This window comes from Cobetia sp. PS-4MA, from assembly GCF_057670765.1.
Genome location: NZ_CM173107.1, coordinates 3925184 through 3943968 on the forward strand (window position 1 = coordinate 3925184; position 18785 = coordinate 3943968).

At 64.4% G+C, this 18785-nt stretch carries 15 protein-coding genes; 5 read left to right on the plus strand and 10 right to left on the minus strand.

Features of this window, described 5'->3' with window-relative positions; genetic code table 11:
* Positions 1 to 259 precede the first annotated feature (259 nt).
* Positions 260 to 1444 carry an NAD(P)/FAD-dependent oxidoreductase gene (locus AC26AR_RS16555; RefSeq protein WP_279855719.1) on the minus strand — a complete coding sequence of 395 codons (1185 nt, stop codon included), beginning with the start codon at positions 1442 to 1444 and terminating at the stop codon, positions 260 to 262.
* A gap of 151 nt (positions 1445 to 1595) precedes the next feature.
* On the opposite strand from AC26AR_RS16555, the gene AC26AR_RS16560 reads away from it, so the two are divergent.
* The 4 genes from AC26AR_RS16560 (at position 1596) to phoR (ending at position 5375) form a co-directional block, all read left to right on the plus strand.
* Complete coding sequence (locus tag AC26AR_RS16560) at positions 1596 to 2243, plus strand: chorismate--pyruvate lyase family protein (protein WP_240704350.1); 648 nt, start codon at positions 1596 to 1598, stop codon at positions 2241 to 2243.
* Positions 2244 to 2273: 30 nt separating this feature from the next.
* Positions 2274 to 3155, plus strand: coding sequence for a 4-hydroxybenzoate octaprenyltransferase (ubiA, locus tag AC26AR_RS16565; RefSeq protein ID WP_084207713.1), 882 nt, complete (start codon positions 2274 to 2276; stop codon positions 3153 to 3155).
* 227 nt (positions 3156 to 3382) lie between these two features.
* On the plus strand, positions 3383 to 4072 hold the full coding sequence (phoB, locus tag AC26AR_RS16570; protein ID WP_077379851.1) for a phosphate regulon transcriptional regulator PhoB: 690 nt from the start codon (positions 3383 to 3385) through the stop codon (positions 4070 to 4072).
* Positions 4073 to 4079: 7 nt separating this feature from the next.
* Positions 4080 to 5375 (plus strand): phosphate regulon sensor histidine kinase PhoR, encoded by a 1296-nt coding sequence (gene phoR, locus AC26AR_RS16575; RefSeq protein ID WP_191236406.1) that lies wholly within the window; start codon positions 4080 to 4082, stop codon positions 5373 to 5375.
* Positions 5376 to 5480: 105 nt separating this feature from the next.
* Here the strand turns inward: phoR and cysZ are convergent, their stop codons facing one another.
* The 6 genes from cysZ to AC26AR_RS16605 all read right to left on the minus strand — a co-directional run bounded on the left by cysZ (position 5481) and on the right by AC26AR_RS16605 (position 13184).
* On the minus strand, positions 5481 to 6209 hold the full coding sequence (gene cysZ / locus AC26AR_RS16580; RefSeq protein ID WP_084207711.1) for a sulfate transporter CysZ: 729 nt from the start codon (positions 6207 to 6209) through the stop codon (positions 5481 to 5483).
* Between the two features lie 186 nt (positions 6210 to 6395).
* Positions 6396 to 7121: a phosphate signaling complex protein PhoU gene (gene phoU, locus AC26AR_RS16585; RefSeq protein ID WP_077379844.1), complete on the minus strand. Its 726-nt coding sequence runs from the start codon at positions 7119 to 7121 to the stop codon at positions 6396 to 6398.
* Between the two features lie 256 nt (positions 7122 to 7377).
* Entirely contained in the window at positions 7378 to 8223 is an 846-nt protein-coding gene (pstB, locus tag AC26AR_RS16590) for a phosphate ABC transporter ATP-binding protein PstB (RefSeq protein WP_077379842.1), read from the minus strand.
* On the minus strand, positions 8220 to 10019 hold the full coding sequence (pstA, locus tag AC26AR_RS16595; RefSeq protein WP_488107340.1) for a phosphate ABC transporter permease PstA: 1800 nt from the start codon (positions 10017 to 10019) through the stop codon (positions 8220 to 8222). The genes pstB and pstA overlap by 4 nt, the downstream gene beginning before the upstream one ends.
* Positions 10016 to 12046, minus strand: a complete 2031-nt coding sequence (locus AC26AR_RS16600) for an ABC transporter permease subunit (RefSeq protein ID WP_289863800.1) — start codon at positions 12044 to 12046, stop codon at positions 10016 to 10018. Before AC26AR_RS16600 ends, pstA begins: the two co-directional genes overlap by 4 nt.
* Before the next feature lie 139 nt (positions 12047 to 12185).
* Entirely contained in the window at positions 12186 to 13184 is a 999-nt protein-coding gene (locus AC26AR_RS16605; protein WP_136939514.1) for a PstS family phosphate ABC transporter substrate-binding protein, read from the minus strand.
* Positions 13185 to 13572: 388 nt separating this feature from the next.
* Between AC26AR_RS16605 and AC26AR_RS16610 the strand changes: the two genes are divergently transcribed.
* Positions 13573 to 13998: an acyl-CoA thioesterase gene (locus AC26AR_RS16610; protein WP_077379833.1), complete on the plus strand. Its 426-nt coding sequence runs from the start codon at positions 13573 to 13575 to the stop codon at positions 13996 to 13998.
* A 129-nt stretch (positions 13999 to 14127) separates the two neighbouring features.
* On the opposite strand, the gene AC26AR_RS16615 is transcribed toward AC26AR_RS16610, so the two are convergent.
* The 3 genes from AC26AR_RS16615 to hexR form a co-directional block, all read right to left on the minus strand.
* Positions 14128 to 15228 carry a TRAP transporter substrate-binding protein gene (locus tag AC26AR_RS16615; protein ID WP_488107341.1) on the minus strand — a complete coding sequence of 367 codons (1101 nt, stop codon included), beginning with the start codon at positions 15226 to 15228 and terminating at the stop codon, positions 14128 to 14130.
* 208 nt (positions 15229 to 15436) lie between these two features.
* A complete protein-coding gene (uvrD, locus tag AC26AR_RS16620) occupies positions 15437 to 17659 on the minus strand; it encodes a DNA helicase II (RefSeq protein ID WP_136939512.1) in 2223 nt (740 codons plus the stop codon).
* A 144-nt stretch (positions 17660 to 17803) separates the two neighbouring features.
* Positions 17804 to 18670, minus strand: a complete 867-nt coding sequence (gene hexR, locus AC26AR_RS16625) for a transcriptional regulator HexR (RefSeq protein WP_043331730.1) — start codon at positions 18668 to 18670, stop codon at positions 17804 to 17806.
* Positions 18671 to 18785: the final 115 nt, after the last annotated feature.

Genomic DNA, 18785 nt, shown 5'->3' on the forward strand with positions numbered 1-18785 from the left:
TTTGGCATTCTGCACGGGCGGCTCAGCCGCCGATTCATTGTTGTTCTTGCACGGATGTTGTTCTTGCACGGATGTTGCTGCACTTGCTGGCATTGCATGGCGCTTGGGCGATGCCATACCGGGTCCCCCTTTCACGGGGTGAACGTCACCGGTAACACGTCGTCCCTGATTCTCGCCTGACGCTCTGTGACGGAAACTTCACTATCGTGCCTGACTACGCTGGCTTCAAGGGGTCTGCGACCATCGGCCATGGCATCGCCTAGCCTAGCAACGGCGGTGCCTGCCGCGCCAGCTCGACTTTCCTGCGAACGGAGGCGCCTGTCAACGCATATCCAATCAAGCGTTCGTTCGCATCGAGAGCGCGTGCATCGAGATCATCTCCCTCGCCCGTGATGTCCCAGCGCGCCACGGCCGTCCGAGGCGGGTAGGCCACGATGGGCAGCGCCGGTGTCTTGACCAGCACGGGCCAGGCCTTCCAGTCGAGCTCGACCGCCTCGCCGCACAGATTGGCGGCCAGCACCCGAGCCGCGGCCTGCAGGGGCTGCACGTACATGGCATTGACCCCTTCGACACTGGCGCAGTCTCCCAGCGCCCAGACATGCGGCCGGGAGGTCGCAAGGTGACGATCGACGCGGATGCCATCCCCGCCAGCACTCAACCCCGCGCCCTGTGCCAGCTTGATGCGTGGCGCGAGCCCCGTAGCCAGCAGCACCAGCGAGCCCTCCACCGCATGACCACTCTGCAGTACCACGCTGACAGGTGCCTGCGTTGCCTTGCCGGCGGTGATGGTCTCGACCATCTCGCCTTGCAGCCGACGCACGCCGATGGCATCGAAGGCCTTGCCAAGTCGCTGGCCGAGCGCCTGGGGAAGCAAGCCATCCAGCGGAGTGTCTTCCGCCGCGACCAGGGTGACCTCATGTCCTGCGGCTTTCAGGTCATTGGCGTATTCACACCCCACCAGACCGGCACCGACGATCACGACACGGCCACTCTCCCCCGCCTCACGCGCTGCCGTCAGCGTGGCGCTGAAGGCGGCGTAGTCATCGAGATCATTGATGCTCATCACGCGCGAGCCGACCGAGTCATCGATGGGGAAGGGTCGCCGCGGCGCGGCACCGAGTGCCAGCACCAGCTCGTCATAGGCCAGGCATTCCTCGCCCAGCCAGACCTGTCGCGCGTGGGTATCGATGCTCGTCACTCGCTGATGGGTGCGCAGCTCGGCGTCCAGTTCATCCACCAGGGCCACGGAGGTCTGCCGTGCCAATGCCCGGGCGCTCATGCCCTTGGCAAAGGCGGTGGACAGCAGAGGCTTGGCGTAATCGTGGCCACTGTCCTGACTGACCAGGATCAGTCGACTGTCCTTGTCACGCGAACGCAGGGCACGCGCCAAGCCAATGCCGGCCATGCCGGTGCCGATGATGACAAGGGTACGAGGGTCGCGCATGGCGCCATCTCCTGAGATCGATCCGAGAGGAAAAGAGGGTAGTCGGGCCCCAGCATACCAGCCTGCCACTGGCGCGGGCATGCTCACGCTGCAGGCCTTGCGGTTCGGGCGTGCTAGACTCGCCACTTGTCATCCTGACAGGGAATTCATCGTGGTCTGTCACTCCCACTCGGCAGCGTTTGCCGGCAAGATCGCCATCCGGGCCATGTCTCGCTCGGAACTCAGCACTCCCTGCGCTCACCAGAGAGCGATGGACTCGGCGGTCCGCCGCCACTGGCAGCCCGCCGCGAGCCTGCAAGGCGTCATGCCGGCCGGCTGGTGGCCATGGCTGTCCTCCAGCGACTCGCTGACCCAGCGTCTCGATCACGCCATGCGCATGCTCGATGGTCAGGGGCTGCGCGTGCGCCTGCTGCTGCAGGACACCGGCCCTGCCCGGCGGGATGAGGCGCGGATGCTGGGTATCGCGCCACGACGCCATGTCTGGCGGCGCGAAGTGGCCCTGTGTCATGGCGATGAGCCCTGGGTGATCGCGCGCTCGCTGGCGGCGCTGGACCTGGCCCATGGCCACCGTCTTTCGACGCTCGGCGAAGGCTCGCTGGGCCATTGGCTGTTCCGCCAGCCCGACCTGACCCGCAGCGCCATCGATGTCAGCCGGGCGCCACTGAGACTTGCCAGCACGCAGCCGCTGGCACGCACCGCCAGCCTGTGGATGCGCCGCTCGATGTTCTCGCACGGTCGCTTCCGGGTACTGGTCCAGGAAGGTTTCACCCCTCGGTTCCAGCACGCTCTGGAACTCTGATTCCCCACTGCCGTTCGATCAGGAGTCTTGATGTCAGCGTCATCCGCTTCCCGCCCGTCCAAACTGGCCGATTACCTCGCCCTGACTCGTCTGGACCGCCCCATCGGCACCTGGCTGCTGATGTGGCCGACCCTCTGGGCCCTGTGGCTGGCGGCCGATGGGCTACCGGACCGCGATACGCTGCTGATCTTCGTGGCTGGTGTCTATCTGATGCGTGCCGCCGGCTGCGTGATCAACGACTACGCGGATCGCCACTGGGACAAGCATGTCGAACGCACCCGGGACCGCCCGCTGACCTCAGGACGCATCACGGAGCGCGAGGCGCTGACCCTGTTCGGTGTGCTGGTCGCGGCCGCCTTCGTGCTGGTGTGCTTCACCAACCTGACCACGGTGCTGCTGTCGATCGTCGCCGTGCTACTGGCGGCCAGCTATCCGTTCATGAAGCGCTTCCATCATCTGCCGCAGGTGGTGCTGGGTGCCGCCTTCGGCTGGGCGATTCCGATGGCCTTCGCGGCGACGCTTGAGGAGGTGCCGACCTATGGCTGGTGGCTGTTCGCGGCCAACCTGATGTGGACGGTGGCCTACGACACCGCCTATGCGATGGTCGATCGCAATGACGATCTCAAGGTCGGCATCAAGTCCACCGCCGTCCTGTTCGGCCGCGCCGACACGCTGATGATCGGTCTGCTGCAGCTGGGCATGCTGGCGGTGTTGATCGGCATCGGCCTGCACCTGGCGCTGGGCATCTTCTACTGGCTGGGGCTGGCCGCGGCGGCCGTGACCTTCGTCTGGCAGCAGCGCCTGATTCGCGAGCGGGAGCGTGGCCCCTGCTTCCAGGCATTTCTCAACAACCACTGGTCCGGCCTGCTGATCTTCGCGGGCATCGCGCTGGCGACCTGGCCAGCTGCCTGACCCCTCTTTCCGGCCAACGGGCCCGAGTCCTCATCCGGTCTGCCAGCGACCTTCCTCGTGCGGCGAGGCGTGACATTCACGCCTTGAGAGAGTTGAGGGACTCGCTGGCAAGCCGGGCGGCAAGCTGCCAAGCTGGCGATTGTCATCTCACTGTCATATAAGCAGGTTGTAATCGTCATCGACTTGTCATTCTGGCGCGTGCGCCGACTGCTGCATGGGATCTAGCGATGAGCTCCAAGACCGTACTGATTGTCGACGACGAATCCTCGATACGCGAGATGATCGCCGTCGCCCTGGAAATGGCGGATTACCGCGTGCTGGAGGCCGACAATGCCCAGGACGCCCACGCCATCGTCGTCGATGAAAAGCCCGATCTGCTGTTGCTGGACTGGATGATGCCCGGCACCAGCGGGCTGGAACTGGCGCGCCGCCTCAAGCGTGACGAGACCACGGCGGAGCTGCCGATCATCCTGCTCACCGCCAAGGGCGAGGAAGACAACAAGATCCAGGGGCTCGAGGCCGGGGCGGACGATTACATCACCAAGCCCTTCTCGCCACGCGAGCTGGTGGCACGCCTCAAGGCCGTGCTGCGCCGCACCACGCCCAAGGGCGTCGAGGAGTCGGTGGAAGTCGAGGGTCTGATGCTCGACCCCGCCAGCCACCGCGTGACCGCACACGGCAACTCCCTGGAGGTCGGCCCCACCGAATACCGCCTGCTGCAGTTCTTCATGACCCATCAGGAGCGCGCCTACACCCGCAGCCAGCTGCTGGATCAGGTCTGGGGCGGCAATGTCTATGTCGAGGAGCGCACCGTGGACGTGCACATTCGTCGTCTGCGCAAGGCGCTGGGCGAGGGGCATCAGCACTTGATCCAGACCGTCCGCGGTACCGGTTATCGCTTCAGCGCCCAGGCCTGAGACGCGGATGCGCTACTGGACGAACGAGCTATGGCGGCTGGGCTATCTGGCGGGCGGCTTCGGGCTGGTCGGCGGACTGCTCGGCCTGCTGGGCTGGGGCCTGGCGCTGGGGCTGGCGCTGTACCTGTTCGTCCATCTCAAGCACCTCAAGAGCCTCTACACCTGGCTGATCACCAACCCCCATGAAGAGCCGCCGCCCGGCGATGGCGTCTGGGGGGATCTGCTCGATCGTCTGTATCGCTACCAGAAGGGTCAGCGTCAGGCGCAGGAGCGACTGCGCAGTATCCTCAACCGCATCCAGGAATCCTCGGAAGCGATGCGCGATGGCTTGGTGATGCTCGACAATCACGGCGACATGGAGTGGTGGAACAGCGCTGCCGAGCAGTTGATCGGCCTCAAGGCCAGTCACGACCGCGGCCAGCACGTCACCAACTATCTGCGTGACCCCGTGTTCATCGATTACTTCAATCGGCTGGCCTATCGTGAGCCGCTGACCCTGCAATCGCCGCTCTCCGACAACCTGACCCTGCAGATCTCCATCACCCTGTTCGGTGACAACGAGCGCCTGGTGATGGTGCGCGATGTCACCCGTCTCTACCGTCTCGAGGAAATGCGCCGCGATTTCGTGGCCAATGTCTCCCATGAGCTGCGCACGCCGCTGACGGTACTGGCCGGCTACCTCGAGACCTATTCCGACTATGCCGATGACCTGCCCCCGCGCTGGCAGCGTGGCCTGGGACAGATGCAGAGTCAGACCGACCGCATGCAGCACCTCGTCGAGGATCTGCTGACCCTGTCGCGCCTGGAGACCGACGAGCTGTCGGGCGAAGGACGTCGCATCGACATGGCACAGCTGCTGACGCGTATCCGGGAAGATGCCGAAGGCCTCTCGAAGGAGCGGCATGTCATCACGGTGGAGGTCGAGCCCGGACTGGCCCTGATGGGTGAGGAGCAGGAGCTGAGAAGCGCGATCTCGAATCTGGTCTTCAATGCGGTGCGTTACACGCCGGAAGACTGCCACATCACGCTGCGCTGCCAGAGCACCACCGAGGGCGTGATGGTCGAGGTGGAGGATGACGGTGACGGCATTGATCCCGTGCATCTACCGCGCCTGACGGAGCGCTTCTATCGCATCGACAAGGGACGCAGCACCGCCACTGGTGGCACCGGGCTGGGACTGGCCATCGTCAAGCATGTGCTGATCCGCCATCAGGGCCGCCTGGAGATCGACAGCCTGCCCGGCGAGGGCGCACGCTTCCGTTGTCATTTCCCGGCGGAACGCCGCTGCGCGACGACTGCCTGACGGTTGCAGCCCCACTGACACGAACGCCCCGCCGCGCCCTCTGCATGAGGTCACGGCGGGGCGTCGTGGTATCTGCGTTCATCAACGCTCGCGATAAAGCCTGGCTCAGCGGCGCGGGGCAGGCAGCTGTCGGTAGTGGCTCTGCCACATCAGGACGGCACCCGCCACGGCCCCGGGAATGAACAGCAGGTTGGCCAAGGGCACCAGCGTCAGCACGAACACGGCACCACCGAAGGTCAGTGACGGCCACCAGCGCGCCTTGAGACGCTGCTTCATGTCGCCGAAGCTGACCTGATGGTTGTCCATCGGATAGTCCAGATACTGGATCGCCATGCTCCAGGCCGAGAACAGCCCCCACAGCAGCGGTGAGAGCAGATTCAGGCCCGGAATGAAGCCGAGAATGAACAGCGCGATCATGCGGGGAATGAAGTAACCCAGTTTGGCCATCTCGCGCCCCAGCGAGTCGATCCCGATCTTCACCAGGCCACGCTCATCCTCGATCAGGGTGCCATCCAGACGATGCTCAACCTTCTCGGCCAGAATGCCGTAGAACGGCGCCGCGATCAGATTGGTCACCAGGCTGAAGGTGAAGAACACCGCCAGCAACAGACTCAGCACCAGCACCGGCCAGATCAACCAGCTCAGCCATTCCAGCCAGCTGGGCACCTTGAGCATCCAGTAATCGATCCAGCCCTCGAACTGGCTGAACAACAGCCACAGCGTGGCACTGTAGAGCACCAGGTTGATCGCCAGTGGTACGAACACGAAACGGCGTAGCCCGGGGGTATAGACCATGCGGGTCCCGCGGACCAGCGCCGATACGGCATCAATCATGCGACGTCCTCGTCATCTCGTGAAAGGCGGCTGCCCTCAGGCGGCCGGAGCCACACCCTAGCACTACCACCCGCCCCACGCAGCTGTCGGCGCATCGAATGGCAGACGCCCCGCACTCCGTCGGCGGGACAGAGGCGGGGCGTCATCGGCAGACAGGCGTCAGGCCCCGGGGAAGGGGCCTGCACGTCAGGGCTTGTCGAGATCCTGCGGCTGGAGGTCATGGGTGTCGGTGTGACGCACGTCCACGCCCTTGACCAGGAAGATGACGTACTCGGCGAGGTTGTCGGCGTGATCCCCGATACGCTCCAGCGCACGCAGAATCCACATCACGTTGAGCACCGGGGTGATCTGGCGCGCGTCTTCCATCATGAAGGTCATCAGCGAACGCATCGCGCTCTGGTATTCCAGATCCACCGAGGCGTCCTCACGCAGTACCTTGAGCGCCAGATCCGTGTCGAAGCGGGCGAAGGCGGTCAGCGAGTCACGCACCATGCTGCGCACATGCTGACTGAGGTGACGCACCTCGACCATGCCACGCGGGCTCTGGCCGTTCTCGACCAGCGAGATGGCATTGCGCGCGATCTTGCTGGATTCATCGCCGATACGCTCCAGATCCGAGGTGGCGCGAATCACGGCCAGCACCAGACGCAGATCGGAGGCCGCCGGCTGACGGCGCGCCAGCACGCGGGTGCACTCGTCATCGATCTTCAGCTGCATGTCGTTGACGGCCTTGTCATTGTCACGCACGCGTGTCGCCGTCTCGCTGTCACCCTCCAGCAGGGCCGTGACGGCATCCTGCAGCTGCTTCTCCACCAGACCGCCCATGGCCAGCAGGTGTGTCTTCAGCGCATCCAGCTCGTGATTGAACTGCTGGGATATGTGCTTGCCGTGCGAATCGCTGGTGATATCCATTACCCTCTCCCGGGAAGTCATCCGCCGAGGCAGGCGGTCTCTGACATGTGGCATTGATGTAGAAGCGCTGCAGCAGGGTCTGGCGCAGGCGGCTCCCTCCTAGCATGACGCCTCTTGATTGCAGTTATATTTCACTCGAGCGCCGGGACGCCAATCGAATCTCGCGCCGCGCTGAAATATCCACAACGCGATGGCCCATCCGCCAACGTCCCGCGCGAGACACGTGTCAGCCACCTGCAGTGCCGCTTCGGTGATCTCACCCGAAACGGCCGGTGATGTAGTCCTCGGTCTGGCGACGACGCGGGTTGGTGAACAGCTGATCGGTCGGGGCATATTCCACCAGCTGCCCTTCATGCAGAAAGGCCGTGGCATCCGAGACACGTGCTGCCTGCTGCATGTTGTGGGTGACGATGACCAACGTCAGGCGTGAGCGCAGCGAGCGGATCAGCTCCTCGATCTTGAGCGTCGAGATCGGATCCAGCGCCGAGGCTGGCTCATCCAGCAGCAGGACTTCCGGCTCCACCGCCAGCGTGCGCGCGATCACCAGGCGCTGCTGCTGGCCACCGGAAAGCCCCAGCGCACTGTCGAACAGCCGGTCCTTCACTTCCTCCCACAGCGCCGCGGCCCGCAGACAGGATTCGACCTTGTCATCCAGATGGCGCTTGTCATTCTCGCCGACCAGCCTCAGCCCGAAGGCCACGTTCTCGTAGACCGACATCGGAAAGGGGTTGGGCGTCTGGAACACCATGCCGACGCGCCGGCGCAGCATGGGGACATCCACGCCCCGGGCATGGATGTCCTCGCCTTCCAGCCAGACCTTGCCGCTCAGGCGTGACTGCTCATCGAGATCAGTCATGCGATTGAAGGTGCGCAGCAGGCTCGACTTGCCACACCCCGAGGGGCCGATGAAAGCCGTCACGCGCTTGCGCGCGATGCGCAGGCTGATATCGTCAAGCGCACGCCGCCGGTGACGCTCCTTGCCCACCTGCGCCTGATAATCGAGGCACAGGTGGCGGGTTTCCAGGCACGTGTCCTGCGGATTGACGACCTCGGGGTGCTGCGAGCTCGACTGGACGCTCTCACGTGCAGAGTCACGCTTCATTCGGTGGCTCCCTTGTAACGTTGTGCCAGCATGTGACGCAGGCGAATGGCACTCAGATTGAGGCACAGGATCACGACCACCAGCACCAGTGCGGTCGCATAGACCAGCGGGCGACTGCTGAAGGCATCGCTGCTCTGGAAGGCCAGATCATAGACCTGATGGCCGAGGTGCATGAACTTGCGATCCAGATGCAGCCACGGGAAGCTGTCATCCAGCGGCAGGTCCGGCGCCAGCTTGACCACGCCGACCAGCATCAAGGGCGCGACCTCGCCTGCCGCACGCGCCACCGCCAGAATCAGCCCGGTCATCAAGGCCGGAGATGCCGCGGGTATCACCACGCGCCTGAGGGTCTCGAAGCGCGTGGCACCCAGTGCCAGCGCGCCTTCGCGCAGGCGATGCGGCACCCGCGCCAGCCCCTCCTCCGTGGCCACGATCACCACCGGCAGCGTCAGCAGCGCCAGCGTCAGCGATGCCCACAGCAATCCACCGGTGCCGAAGGTGGGGGTCGGCAGACGCTCGGAAAAGAACAGTTCATCCAGGCCGGCCCCCAGCCCGTAGACGAAGAACCCCAGCCCGAAGACTCCATAGACGATGGAAGGCACGCCGGCGAGATTGCGCAGCGCGATGCGGGTCAGTCGCGTGAGACGCCCCTGATGCGCGACCTCATGCAGATAGAGGGCCGCCATCACGCCGAAGGGCATCACCAGAATCGCCATCAGCACCACCATCAGCACGGTACCGAAGATGGCGGGCCAGATGCCGCCACTGCCTTCATTGGGCGAGCCGGAGACGAAGTCGCGAAAGCGCTCCAGCGTCAGCAACAGTCGTCCGCCAAAGCCCATGGCATTCGGCTGCCAGACATGACGGATGTCATTCAGCGCGATGCGCCCCTCATGACCACCATTGCCCCCGAGCAGCAGCTGGCCGGCGTCCAGGGCTCCCCGGAGGGCCAGCAGTTGCCCCTCACGGGTGATCAGTGCCTCGCGTGTCGTCTCGAGCTCCGCGATCAAGGAGGCATCCGCCTCGTCCTGCGTCGTGACAGGCCCTTGTCGAGCGGACAGTTGCTGCTGCAAGGCCAGCAGGCGCGCGCTCAAGGCCTCGCTGTCAGCGCGCAGTGCCGCCAGCTGACGGCGCTGGCCCTCAAGCGCCTCCAACCGCGCATGCAGTGCCTCGGCATTCTGGTGCAGTGAAGGAGTCGGTGCCCCCGGGACCGCACTGTCGGAGGAGAGCTGCGGAGAATGATCCAGCTCACCGGTGAGCGGATCACTCAGCGCTCTGGCCATGCCATACAGCACTCGCCCGTCGCGCATTTCCAGCATCAGTGCCTGGCGAGGAAAGCGGATATTCTCCATCAGGGTATCCGGCAGCCACTGCCAGCTCGCCGAGGCCCCATCCTGAGAGGAGGTCTGCAGCAGCCACCAGCGCTGCGACTGTCGCTCACGTTGCTGATCACCGGTGTCCGCTGCCGAGGGACGCAGCTCCTCATGCATCAATTCGCCCAGCAGGTGACGGTTGTCCGCCGCCGGCTCGCCACGGGTGGTCTTGAGCGCCGTGACGCTCTGCCCCGGCTGGGTGGTGAGTTCGACCTCGACCAGCCGTGAGGGCCAGAAGTGACTGAGCGAGCCTACCACCAGCAGGCTGATCAGCCCCAGCACCAGTACCAGCGAGACACTGACCGCCATGGCATTCAGCCAGCCCCAGGGGCCACCATCACGCCAGTAACGCGCCAGACGCGCCGTCACAGGCTCACGAGGTCTGAGCAACGAGGACGGCGGTACCACATCAGGACGACTCATCCCCAGCCTCCACGTTGCGGCGGCATGAAGCGCAGCCGCAGCACTTCCGCCAGCGTATTGACCACGAAGGTGAAGAGGAACAAGGCCAGCGCGGCAAGGAACAGCAGGCGGTAATGGCTGCTGCCGACCTCGGCTTCCGGCAACTCGATCGCCAGGGTCGCCGCCAGTGAGCGCACTCCCTCGAACAGGCTGGCATCCACCAGCGGCGTGTTGCCGGCGACCATCAACACGATCATCGTCTCGCCCACGGCGCGCCCCATGCCGATCATCATCGCGGAGAACAGCCCGACGGCGGCGGCCGGCAGGATCACGCGGCGCAGACTCTGCCAGGGTGTCGCCCCCAGTGCCGCGGACCCCGCCGCCAGTCCGCGAGGGACTGAGGACAGCGCATCCTCACTGAGCGTGAAGAGTGTCGGCATCACCGCCAGCCCCAGCGCCATACCGGTCACCAGGGTATTGCGCTGGGCGTAATCGATGCCGTGATGGGCAAACAGCCATTGACGGATGTCGCCCTCGAACCACCAGGCTTCCAGTTGATGAGCCAGCGTCACATCCAGCCACAGCAGCAGCATCAGCAGCGGCAACAGCCCGAAGGCGGCCATGTTTTCCGGCATCAGGCTGCGCAGTGCGCGCGGCGACAGGGTCCACACGAAACCGGCCACCATGGTGCCCAGCGGAATCAGTACCAGCCCCAGCAGCACGGCCATCAATTCACGCTCGACGAAGGGCGCGACCACCAGCGCCGCGATGAAGCCGATCACCACCGTGGGCAAGGCCTCCATCATCTCCAGCATCGGCTTGATGCGCGCCCGCTGGCGCGGGGCCATGAAACAGGCCACATGGATGGCACAGCCCAGTCCCAACGGCACGGCAAACAGCAGGCCGACCAGCGCGACCTTGAGCGTCCCCCACATGATGGGTACCAGCGACAGGCGGGGTTCATGGGCACCGGTGCTCTCCAGCTGCCAGATCCAGGCCGGTGCGTCACGCCCCTCATACCAGACCTTGCCGAAGATCGCGCCAAGCCCCACGACCTGATGCGGATCACGGATCTCGAGACCCGCATAGGCCTGTTCAAGAGCCCCCAGACCACCTGCCACGGACGTTGGCCGTGCCAGCAGACGACGATCCTCCTGCTGGAAGCTCAACTCGACTCCTGCCGCCACCTGTGCGGGTGACAGCCAGTCCACCAGCTGCCGACGACGCTCGGCCGTGGCGAGATACAGCCCGAGTCGGCCATCCGCGTCGAGTGCCGCGAAGCCCAACCCATGATGTGCCGCGGCGATGGTTCTCACCGGGGCCGACAGGCCACTGTCGAAGTCTCCCGCCTTGATCAGCGGGCTGGCATGCGCGGGCAGCAGGTAATGACTCAGTCCACCGCCGGCATCCCCCAGGATTAGGCTCTTGCCGCCGCGCAGGACACTCAGGGCGGTGATCGGCTGGGCAGCATGCTCCTGCCGGCCCAGCTTGCGGGCCAGAGGTACCTGGCCGGCGGACGCATCGTTCAACTGCCATTGAGTGAAGGCATGCGGCCCTGCCGTGACCAGCAACTGCCCCTCCAGGGCCGAAAGGCTGGCCGGGCCGGGCAGCCATTGCTGCTGCCAGCTGCCTTGCGGCGTGGTCGAGGCCAGTCTTGCCAGCCACAGACGATCACCTTGTCGATCGGGCATGCGCAGCCATAGCTGCTGTCGGCTCTGCGTGAGATGAGCCTGCCGATGATCCAGTCCCTCGGGTACCTGGAGGGAACTCGATCGACGCAGACCGTCATCGGTGTGCTGGATCAGCTGCAACCGGTTGCCGGCCAGCCACTCGATCCGCCACTCGTCCATGTCCGCGGCGCGAGTGTCCAATGCTCGAGATTCCAGTACCTGCGAGCTGCTCGGCGTCGTGCCGGGCGGTTTGAGCAGCGGCCATGACACGCTGATCAGATAGCCGAGCATCACCACCACCAGCGCCATCACGCCAAGACCTGCAACCGTCAGCCACAGGCTTGCCAGGCGATCGCGACGCAGACGGCGAGATTGCATTCGTGAGGCTTCAGCAGCAGCCGGCATGAATATTCACCACAAGAGAAGAAGCGCGCGGGGAGGGATCACTCCCGCGAGCGAAAGATGGGGTCTGCCTCAAGATTATGTCCATGAGATGACAGCGAGATGACAAGCGTACTCAGAGACCCTCGCCCTCATCCAGCCCCAGACGTTCACGCCACTGGTTCAGCTGATCGTCCGGCAACGGTACATAGCCTTCCCGCAGGATGGCCTGTTGTCCCTGACGCGACATGATCAACGACAGGAACGCCTGCTCCAATGACGGCAGCGGCTTGTCAGGTACACGATTGACGTAGATGTACAGGGCGCGTGTCAGCGGGTAACGCCCGTCGCGGATACTGGCCCGACTCGGAAATATCGCCATGCTGCCGGCGTCACGACTCACCGACAGCTGTTTGACCATGGGAGATGAGGTGCTGAAGCTGGCGTAGCCGATCCCGCCCGGCGAGGAGCCCACGGCGCCGATGATCGACGCCGACCCCGGTTGCTCGCTCACGTCCAGCCGGAAGTCGCCGCCACACAGGGCGACACGCCGGAAGGCACCGTAGGTCCCGGAGGTGGCACTGCGCCCGAAGCGGCTGATCTGACGCTCAGCCCAGTCTCCCGACAGCCCCAGTTGCCCCCACCGATCGGCCCGCTGACTGCCACACTCATGACTGGCCGAGAAGATGGCATCGAGTTGCGCGATGCTGATCGACTCCAGCGGATTGCGGCGATGCACGAGGATGCCCATGGCATCCAGCGCCACGGGGACTTCCAATGGCGGATACCCGAATGCCCGGATGAAGTCCTGGCGCTCCTGATCGCTCATCGGCCGTGACATCAGCCCCACCCGTGTGGTGCCGGCAATCAGGGCAGGCGGCGCCGTCGAGGACCCCGCTGCCTGCAACTGGACCCGCACCCCTGGATGGTAGCGACGCAGCTGAGCCGCCCACCGCGTCACCAGCACCGAGAGGGTATCGGAGCCCACGGCCGTCAGGTTGCCGACGACCCCCGGCACGGGGCGATATTCAGGTACCTCGGCAAACGCGGGCATGACCGGCATCAGCAGGCAGGCCAGCAACGCAAGGCGACTCGAGAGCCAACGGGGACGACGCAAGGATGCGATGAAGAACATGACGATTTCAGGCCTGAAAGATGAATGATGCGCTCATTGGCGGTGATGACTATCGCGTTGTTCCTTCAACCCCTGCCACTCCTTCAATACCACTTCCCTGCGTGAGGCTGTCTCACCAGCGGCATTGCTGCGCCGAGTATCCTTCATTGCAACGTTGAGGCACGAGACCAACATGCTGCAATGCAAGAAAATTCCCGCTGCAACGCCTGGCGAGAGAGGACATCCCTTCCACTGGCAGAGTAGGATACCGGACATGAGATGCCTTTCGTGAGCCACTGCCCGCTCGGGCTCTCCTTCCATCGCCACTAGGCAAACCATCGACGCCACTGGGCAAACCGCCGACGCCAGTGCACCCTGAAGACATAACAACAAGACAGCGAGTGACGACATGCAAGCCCTGGATGATGCCCCGGTGCCGAACGGCACGCTGACGCTCAAGCTGATCGCTCAGCGTCACGATACCAATCTTTATGGCGATATCAGCGGTGGCTGGTTGATGCATCGCATGGATGAGGCCTGCGAGCTGGCCGCCGGCCGTGTGGCCAACGGACGGACTGCCACTGTCGCCGTGGAGGGCCTCGACTTTCTCTCACCGGTGCGCGTCGGCTCGGTGGTCAATATCTTCACGCACGTCACGGAAGTCGGACGCAGCTCGGTACGGCTCACGGTCGAGGTCTGGATTCGGCCGCCTCAGGAGCGCAACCATCGTGCGCTGACCAAGGTGACCGAGGCCAACTACGTGATGGTGGCCCTGGACGACAATGGCCGAATCCGCGCGGTGCCGGAACAGGGCAACGACGAGGAAAGTGTCTGACGTGATGGACACCGCCATTCATGAAGAAGCCGCCCCGAGGGGCGGCTTCTTCATTTCCCACCAGAGCCCGCCTGACACCGCCTGACGAGCGAGTCGCGATGCCCCCACACACGGCGGCGGGCGGTCACTTCAGCTCTCGCCCAGCACCCGGGCACGCGCATCAAGGAAGCCCTGTTCACCGATGCGCGTCCAGGGGGCGACCTGCTGCTGGAAGGCACGGTAGGACTCGTAGACACGCCTGGCGTCCTCATCCTTGGCGATGAACTCGTCCAGCACCTCGTTGGACGCCTTGAACAGCGCCGCGTAGACATCCTGCGGAAATTCGCGCAGCTCAACGCCATGCTCCTCGACCAGCGAGGTCAGGGCGGTGGCATTGCGCAGCGCGAATTCATCCACCATCGCATGATTGGCAATCCTGGCTGCCTGGATCACCACCTGCTGGAGGTCTTCCGGCAACGCCTGCCAGGCCTCGAGATTGACGGTGCCTTCGAGAATGGCGGAGGGCTCGTTCCAGGCCGGGGAGTAGTAATACTTGGCCACCTGATGCAGACCGAAGGCCAGATCATTGTAGGGACCGACCCAGTCGGTGGCGTCGATCACACCGGTCTCCATCGCAGTGAAGATCTCGCTGCCCGGCAGATTCACCGCGCTGGCGCCGATGCGATTCATCACTTCACCGGCGAGTCCCGGAAGACGAATCTTGAGGCCCTTCATGTCAGCGAGACTGTTCACTTCCTTGTTGAACCAGCCCGCCATCTGGGTACCGGTATTGCCTACCGCCAACGGCTTGAGGTTGTGACGCGCGTAGATCTCGTCCCACAGCTTCATGCCATCGCCGTGATACAGCCAGGCGTTGGTCTCGGTGGTATTCATGCCGAAGGGCACGGCGGTGAAGAACTGGGCGGCAGGTACCTTGCCCTTCCAGTAATAGGACGCCGAGTGGCCCATCTGGGCAGTCCCGGAAGACACGGCGTCGAAGACTTCCAGCGCCGGCACCATCTCACCGGCCCCATAGACCTTGACCTGAAGACGACCACCGGAAAGCTTCCCGATCAGACTGGCGAACTCATTGGCACCGGTGCCCAGTGCCGGGAAGTTCTTAGGCCAGGAGGTCACCATCTTCCAGTGGATGGTTTCCTCCTCGGCGGCATTGGCCGTGGAGACGAAAGGTGCAGCGGCGAGACCGGCAGCACCGGCCCCCAGAGCAGAGAGAAAACGGCGGCGTTGCATGGGGCGTTCCTTGTTCGAGTTGTGGGCAATGCATGACGCGGCATCAAGACAGCAGATTATCTGCCACTATGCCGCGACCCATGGATGGCCCACAACTGCACCAAGGCCGTAATGGCGCACGAATACCGCGCGCCCCCTGCACCGCTTTTCACTTCTCGCCAGCGCCTGCTGTCAGCGCCTCATGCCTGCGTCTGCCATCAATGCAGGATCAGCTGAGTACTTCCAGCTTGGCGAAGCCCAGCACCAGCCACTTGTCGCCTTCGCCCTCGAAGCTGATCTGCACGCGCGCTCGCTCGCCCTGGCCTTCGGCGTTGATGACCACGCCCTCGCCGAACAGCGGATGACGCACCAGGCTGCCGAGCGACAGCGCCGGCATGTCGCCATTGGCCTCGACACTCTCCTGACGCGGCCCGGAGGGGCGACGATTCGGCGTGGCACGCTGGGTCGAGACCGGACGCGAGACCTGGCCACGCAGGCGCACTTCCTCCAGCAGCTCTTCCGGCAGCTCACGCAGGAAGCGCGACGGTCGCTGGAAGGTCTCCTTGCCGTGCATGCGCCGCAGCTCGGCGTAGGTCAGGTAGAGGCGCTGCATGGCGCGGGTGACACCGACGTAGCACAGGCGACGCTCTTCCTCGAGGCGCCCCGGCTCCTCCAGTGACATCTTGTGCGGGAACAGCCCTTCCTCGACCCCGGCGACGAACACCACCGGGAATTCGAGCCCCTTGGCGGAGTGCAGCGTCATCATCTGTACGCATTCCTCGCCTTCGGCGGCTTCATGATCACCGGCATCCAGCGCGGCTTCGGCGAGGAAGGGCTCCAGCGCCTCGGCCCCTTCGCTGGGGGCTTCCGGGTCCATGCGCTCGCCCTGACTGAAGGCACGACAGGCGTTGACCAGCTCGGCAAGGTTCTCGAGACGCGCCTGGCCCTTCTCGCCCTTCTCGGCGGCGTGGTGCTCGCGCAGGCCAGAGACGTGGATGACGTGCTCGACCAGCTCATGCAGCGCCATGCCGGCGGTGTCGTTGTCGAGGCCATCGATGATGTCGGCGAAGGCACGCACGGCGGTGGCGGCGCGCCCCTTGAGGGCGCCATCGGAAACCGCATCGCTCATCGCCTGCCACATGGTCAGGTTGCCGTAGCGCGCACGCTCGCGCAGCTGCTCGACGGTGCGCATGCCGATGCCACGCGCCGGCACGTTGATCACGCGCTCCAGGGCGGCATCGTCCTCGCGGTTGTTCATCAGGCGCAGGTAGGCGAGCGCGTTCTTGATCTCGAGACGCTCGTAGAAACGCTGCCCCCCGTAGATGCGATACGGCATGCCCTGGCGGATCAGCGTCTCCTCCAGCACGCGTGACTGGGCGTTGGAGCGATACAGGATCGCGATCTCGTCGCGACTGTAACCATGCTCATTGACCAGTTCGCGGATGGTATCGGCGATGTAGCGCGATTCGTCGATGTCGTTGAAGCCGGCATAGACCCGAATCCGCTCGCCACGGCCGCTGTCGGTCCACAGCTCCTTGCCCATGCGCCCGCCGTTGTGGCTGATCAAGGCGTTGGCAGCCTCCAGGATGGCGCTGGAGGAGCGGTAGTTCTGCTCCAGACGCACCACACGGGTATTGGCGAATTCCTCGGTGAAGCGCTGGATGTTCTCGACCCGTGCGCCACGCCAGCCGTAGATGGACTGGTCATCATCGCCGACCACGGTCATGCATTCGCGATCACCGGCCAGCAGCTTCAGCCAGGCGTACTGCAGGGTATTGGTATCCTGAAACTCGTCGACCAGCAGGTGGGCGAAGCGCTCGCGGTAATGCGCCAGCAAATGCGGCGTGTCACGCAGCAGCTCCAGCGAGCGCAGCAGCAGCTCACCGAAATCCACCAGCCCGCCACGCTCGCAGGCCAGCTGATAGAGCTCGTACATCTCGACCATCTTGCCCATGTAGGCGTCGCCGTGGGTCTGGACCTGATGGGCCCGCAGCCCCTCTTCCTTGCAGCCGGCGATGAAGTACTGGACCTGCTTGGGCGGCCAGCGCTCGTCATCGACGTTGTGCTCCTTGAGCAGTCGCTTGACCATGCGCAGCTGGTCATCGCTGTCGATGATCTGGAAGTGCTCGGGCAGACGCGCCTCCTGCCAGTGGGTGCGCAGCAGACGGTGACTGATGGAGTGGAAGGTGCCGACCCACATGTGGCGCAGACTGCTGCCATTGAGCGCCTCGAGACGCGTGCGCATCTCGCGGGAGGCCTTGTTGGTGAAGGTCACCGACAGGATGGCATAGGGCGAGAACTGATATCGGTCCATCAACCAGGCGATGCGATGGACCAGCACGCGGGTCTTGCCGGAACCGGCGCCCGCCAGTACCAGCATGTTGCCCGGCGGCGCGGACACGGCCTCACGCTGATGCGTGTTGAGGTGATCGAGGAGGGGCGATTCGGACATGCAGGGCTCACCACAGGGCAGAGAAGTCGAGGGGCGGGGCAGCGGGTCGGGGGCTGCCCCTGTTCAGGCATCCACCTTATCACAGCGGCCTGCCCTGCTCTTCCCTGCACGCGTCATCCCTGACCGGTGACGCTTGTATGGCACTCAGTGCGTATCGAAGTCGTGATCATCGATGCGCAGGGTGGCAAGGCTCTTCTTGACCGCTTCCAGCTGCTCCTTGAGCTTGGGACCACGTGCCTTGGCGACCCCCACCGCCAGCGTATCGACGATCACCAGATGCGCGATGCGTGAGCTCATCGGCGTATAGATCTCGGTGTCTTCATGCACATCGATGTGCAGCGGCAGCGTGACTTCATCCGCCAGCGGCGAGCCGCTGGGACACAGGCCGATGACGGTCGCGCCGGCATCCCGTGCCAGACGCACGCTGGCGATCAGCGCCTTGGTGCGTCCGGTCTGGGAGATGGCGACCACCACGTCGCGCGGCCCCAGCGTCACCGCTGACATGTTCTGCATGTGCGGGTCGGTGTAGGCGGCAGTGGAGATCTGCAGACGAAAGAACTTGTGCTGGGCATCGTGGGCCACGGCACCCGAGGCGCCATAGCCGTAGAACTCGACCCGGCTGGCGGAGGCCAGCGAGTGGATGGCACGTGCGACGGCTTCGGCATCCAGACGGTCACGCACTGACAGCAGCGTGCCGATGGTGGAATCGAACAGGGAGTGAGAGAACTCCGCCACGCTGTCGGAGTCATTCATCGAGAACTGGGCGAACTGGGTGCCCGTGGCCAGGCGTTGCGCCAGCTGGAGCTTGAAGTCCTGGAAGCCGGCAAAGCCCATCGCACGACAGAAGCGCACTACCGTCGGTTCACTGACCGAGGATTCACTGGCCAGATCGACGATCCGCATGTGAATCACCTCCTCCGGATGGCGGAGGACGTAACGGGCAACCTTCTGTTCAGAGCGGCGGAAATTCTCCATCCGGCTCCTCAGGTCGTCGAAGATGGCATGACTCACGGCACACTCCTTGCAGACTTCATGGGCATGCCTGAGCTTACGACATCCCCCGGGGGGTGTCGCCATCACAGGCGGTCTATGGTCACAATTTTGTCAAGTGAGCTATAGTAAAACG